General features: G+C 65.5%; 3 protein-coding genes. 1 reads left to right on the top strand and 2 read right to left on the bottom strand.

Translation table 11 applies throughout. From position 1 onward, the window contains the following. Positions 1 to 85 precede the first annotated feature (85 nt). Entirely contained in the window at positions 86 to 1945 is a 1860-nt protein-coding gene (locus HPS01S_RS21260; protein WP_066161132.1) for a nickel-dependent hydrogenase large subunit, read from the bottom strand. Between the two features lie 17 nt (positions 1946 to 1962). Then, positions 1963 to 3045, bottom strand: coding sequence for a hydrogenase small subunit (locus HPS01S_RS21255; protein WP_066161125.1), 1083 nt, complete (start codon positions 3043 to 3045; stop codon positions 1963 to 1965). 531 nt (positions 3046 to 3576) lie between these two features. On the opposite strand from HPS01S_RS21255, the gene HPS01S_RS21250 reads away from it, so the two are divergent. Next, positions 3577 to 3873: a hypothetical protein gene (locus HPS01S_RS21250; protein ID WP_066161134.1), complete on the top strand. Its 297-nt coding sequence runs from the start codon at positions 3577 to 3579 to the stop codon at positions 3871 to 3873. The last annotated feature ends 83 nt before the right edge of the window (positions 3874 to 3956 follow it).

Raw genomic sequence — 3956 nt, 5'->3', positions numbered from 1 at the left:
CCGGCCAGACCGGCCAGCAGCGCTGCGGCGGTGGCGCGGCGGATGGTTTTCGATTGCATGTGTTTCTCCTCGTTGTTCCGTGGGTTCAGCGCACCGTGACCTTGGCCATCTCCTGGCCGTCCGGGCTCATCACGTGGGTGGAGCAGGCCAGGCAGGGGTCGAAGCTGTGCAGGGTGCGCAGGATCTCCAGCGGCTGCTCGGGGTTGACCATGGGCGTGTTCATCAGCGAGGCCTCGAAGGCGCCGATCTGGCCCTTTGCGTCGCGCGGCGAACCGTTCCAGGTGGTGGGCACCACGCACTGGTAGTTCTCGATCTTCCCGTCCTTGATCTTGATCCAGTGGCCCAGCATGCCGCGCGGCGCGGCGACGGTGCCCACGCCCTTGGCCTCCTTGGGCCAGGTGGCGGGGTCCCACTTCTCGACGTTGGCGGTGGACGTGTCGCCGGCCTTGATGTTCTGCACCAGCTGGCGGAAGTCGTCCATCATCATCTCGGCGGCGTACTGGCTCTCCAGTGCGCGCGCCAGGGTGCGGCCGATGGTGGTGGGCAGCAGCTGCTTGGCGCTGTACTGGGTCTCCGGCAGGCCCAGGGCCTTGGGGATGGCGCTGTTGATGGCGACCGCCGAGGCGTCCACCTGTTCCTTGACGCGCTGGCACCACTTGTTGCCCTTCATCGCGTGGGCGTAGCCCAGGATGTAGCGCGAGAGCGGGCCGACCTCGACCGCGTGGCCGCGCCAGCGCGGCGACTTGATCCACGAGTACTTGGCGGATTCGTCGAGCTGCTCGATCTTGGTGCGCGTGCCCTTGAAGTTCGGGCCCTCGGGCTTGTAGTTGGGTTCGGTGATGCCGTCCCAGGGGTGCAGGCCCTTGCTGTCGTTGCCGTAGGTGTACCAGCTGTGGGTCACAAACTCCTGCACCTGCTCGGGGTCGCGCGGGTCGATCTCGTGGATCTTTTCCCAGTTGCCGTCCAGGATCACGCCGCCGGGCAGCTGGTGCGTGCTGTGGTCGTAGGGCACCTTCTCGTAGGTGCCGTAGTCGGCCACGTTGGTGGCCGAGAGGCCGCCGCCGTAGAGCCAGCCGGCCTGCTTGTAGATGGTGCCGATGGCCAGCACGTCCGGGATGTAGACGTTGTTGTTGAACTCGATCATCTCCTTGATGCGGGCTTCAACGAAGTTCAGGCGCTCCATGTTGATGGGCGCGCCGGCCGCGCCGTCGCCGTCGAGGTTGATCGCGCAGGGCACGCCGCCGACCATGTAGTTCGGGTGCGGGTTCTTGCCGCCGAAGATGGTGTGCACCTTCACCCATTCCTTCTGCAGGTCCAGGGCTTCGAGGTAATGGGTCACGGCCATCAGGTTGGCCTCGGCCGGCAACACGTAGGCCTTGCTGCCCCAGTAGCCGTTGCTGAACGGGCCCAACTGGCCGCTCTCGACGAACTTCTTCAGGCGGTTCTGCACGTCGCGGAAGTAGCCGGGCGAGGACAGCGGGTGCGAGGGCGACACCAGCTGCTGCAGCTCGCTGGTCTTCTTCGGGTCGGCGTTCAGCGCCGAGACCACGTCGACCCAGTCCAGCGCATGCAGGTGGTAGAAGTGCACCGCGTGGTCGTGCACCTGCAGCGTCTTGGCCATCATCTCGCGGATGAGGTGGGCGTTCAGCGGGATCCTGATGCCCAGGGCGTCTTCCACCGCACGCACCGAGGTGAGCGCGTGGCAACCGGTGCAGACGCCGCAGATGCGCTCCACAAAGGCCCAGGCGTCGCGCGGGTCGCGGCCCTTGAGGATCACCTCCAGGCCGCGCCACATGGTGCCGGTGGAGACGGCGTTGCGGATGACGTTGTTGCTGTCGAGGTTGACCTCGCAGCGCATGTGGCCCTCGATGCGGGTCACCGGGTCGACCACCACGCGGCGGCCGGAGTTGTCGAGCTTGAAGCCCTGTGTTTCGTAAGCACCCATGTCGTGTTCTCCTGGCCTCAGGCGTGGTTCTTCGATTTCTCTTTGGACGTGTCGCGCGCCCGCTTGGCGACCGAGATCGCGGCGTGCGCGGCGACCGCAGCGCCCACCACCGCGGCGGCCTTGCCACCGATCTCGTCGGCGTTGGCCTCGATGCCGAAGGCGTGGATGTCGGTCAGGCGGTCGTAGAACGAACCCTTGTCCCAGAAGCCGTCTTCCGAGCAGCCGATGCAGCCGTGGCCGGCCTTGATCGGGAAGCTCGTGCCCTCGTTCCACATCACGGTGGAGCAGGCGTTGTAGGTGGTCGGGCCCTTGCAGCCGACCTTGTAGAGGCAGTAGCCCTTGCGCGCAGACTCGTCGTCCCAGGCCTCGACGAACTGGCCGGCGTCGAAGTGCGGGCGGCGGTAGCACTTGTCGTGGATGCGCTGGCTGTAGAACATCTTCGGGCGGCCCTGGCGGTCCAGCTCGGGGATGCGGTCGAAGGTCAGCATGTAGGTGATCACGCCCGTCATCACCTCGGGGATGGGTGGGCAGCCCGGCACCTTGATGATGGGCTTGTCGGTGATGACCTTGTGGATCGGGGTGGCCTGGGTCGGGTTGGGCTTGGCGGCCTGCACGCAGCCCCAGCTGGCGCACGAACCCCAGGCGATGATGGCCTTGGCGTCCTTGGCGACGTGCTTGAGCTTGTCGATGAAGGGCTTGCCCGACTGGATGCAGAACATGCCGTCTTCGTTCAGCGGCGGGTTGCCTTCCACCGCCAGGATGTACTGACCCTTGTACTTGGTCATGATCTCTTCGAGGATGGCCTCGGCCTGGTGGCCGGCGGCGGCCATCAGGGTGTCGTCGTAGTCCAGGCTGATCATGGAGAGCACCACGTCCTTGGCCAGCGGGTGGGCCGAGCGGATGAAGGCTTCGGTGCAGCAGGTGCATTCCAGACCGTGCAGCCAGAGCACCGGGGTGCGCGGTTTGTTTTCCATCGCGTGGGCGATCTGGGGCACAAAGCTCGGTGCCAGCCCCAGCGAGGTGGCGGTGAGCGAGCAGTACTTCATGAAACTGCGGCGCGAAATGCCTTTGCGGCGCATGACCTCGTAAAAGGTTTCCATCTTGTGGTGTCTCCGTGGGCTGTGTGGGGCGGATCCGGGTCCCGCCCGCAAACGCTGGGAATGGGCAGGTGTGTGACCGTTCGCAATCCGCGGGCCACGATCGGGCCACCAAGGGAAAACACCGACACGGGCTTGTAAGCCGTTGTCAGGAAACAAATATTTTCAATGGCCAACAGGCAGTCACTGCCATCCACCATTCAGGGGATTCGAAGACTTTCCGTTTTCTGAAACAAAATGGAAATCAAACTTCCACTCAAAAATCCAACCACCGTCCGCCGCACAGGCAAAAAAAAGCCGACCCGCAAGGGTCGGCTGATGATTCGGTGCATCTCTTGGGACGCTGAAGGATTTGTTCTGATAGGACTGGGTTGTCTCCTCGGTCCCCCGCGGTCGCGGCGTCTGGCGCCGTTTGCGAGTGGCGGTACTGTAGCCGCCCGCACCAGACCCGTGCATACGGGCTTTCCCTTGGTGCCCGGAACCGGTGGCACAGGAAATGCAGCGCATCCCGTGTCGTTGGAAGAGGAAAACACCATGTCGCAAAACGATGCATTCGCCGCCGCCGCCCACCTGCATGTGTTGCTGCGCCGCAAGACCGGCCGCGTGACCGACACCGAGTGGATGGTGAACAACGTGGAATACGCGCAGGCGGTGGTGAGCTTTGCCCGCCAGCGGGCGCGCGAGGACGGCCTGGACGAACTGCTGCCCCTGGCCGAGCGGCTGGAGTCGCTGGTGATTCCGGTGCGCCGGCCCAGCGCGCCGGTGTCGGCACCGGCGCCCCTGGAGGCGGCCAGCGACCCCAGCGCCCGCTACATCGGCCGCCTCAGATAACAAGCCCCCACGCTCCGCCGCTGCGCGGGTCGCTGCCCCCCGAGGGGGCTGGGCCTGCCTTGGGGCGGCCCGGCGGCTGGCCC

Origin of the sequence: Hydrogenophaga pseudoflava NBRC 102511 (genome assembly GCF_001592285.1) — a bacterium.
Lineage (GTDB): Bacteria > Pseudomonadota > Gammaproteobacteria > Burkholderiales > Burkholderiaceae_C > Hydrogenophaga > Hydrogenophaga pseudoflava.
The sequence above is the reverse complement of the archived record's forward strand: the minus strand, read 5'-3'. Positions and strand labels throughout refer to the sequence as shown.

What these genes read in the sequence shown, in the direction of transcription:
- HPS01S_RS21260 (WP_066161132.1), bottom strand. Translation starts at nt 1,945, where the DNA reads ATGGGTGCTTACGAAACACAGGGCTTCAAGCTCGACAACTCCGGCCGC.
- HPS01S_RS21255 (WP_066161125.1), bottom strand. Translation starts at nt 3,045, where the DNA reads ATGGAAACCTTTTACGAGGTCATGCGCCGCAAAGGCATTTCGCGCCGC.
- HPS01S_RS21250 (WP_066161134.1), top strand. Translation starts at nt 3,577, where the DNA reads ATGTCGCAAAACGATGCATTCGCCGCCGCCGCCCACCTGCATGTGTTG.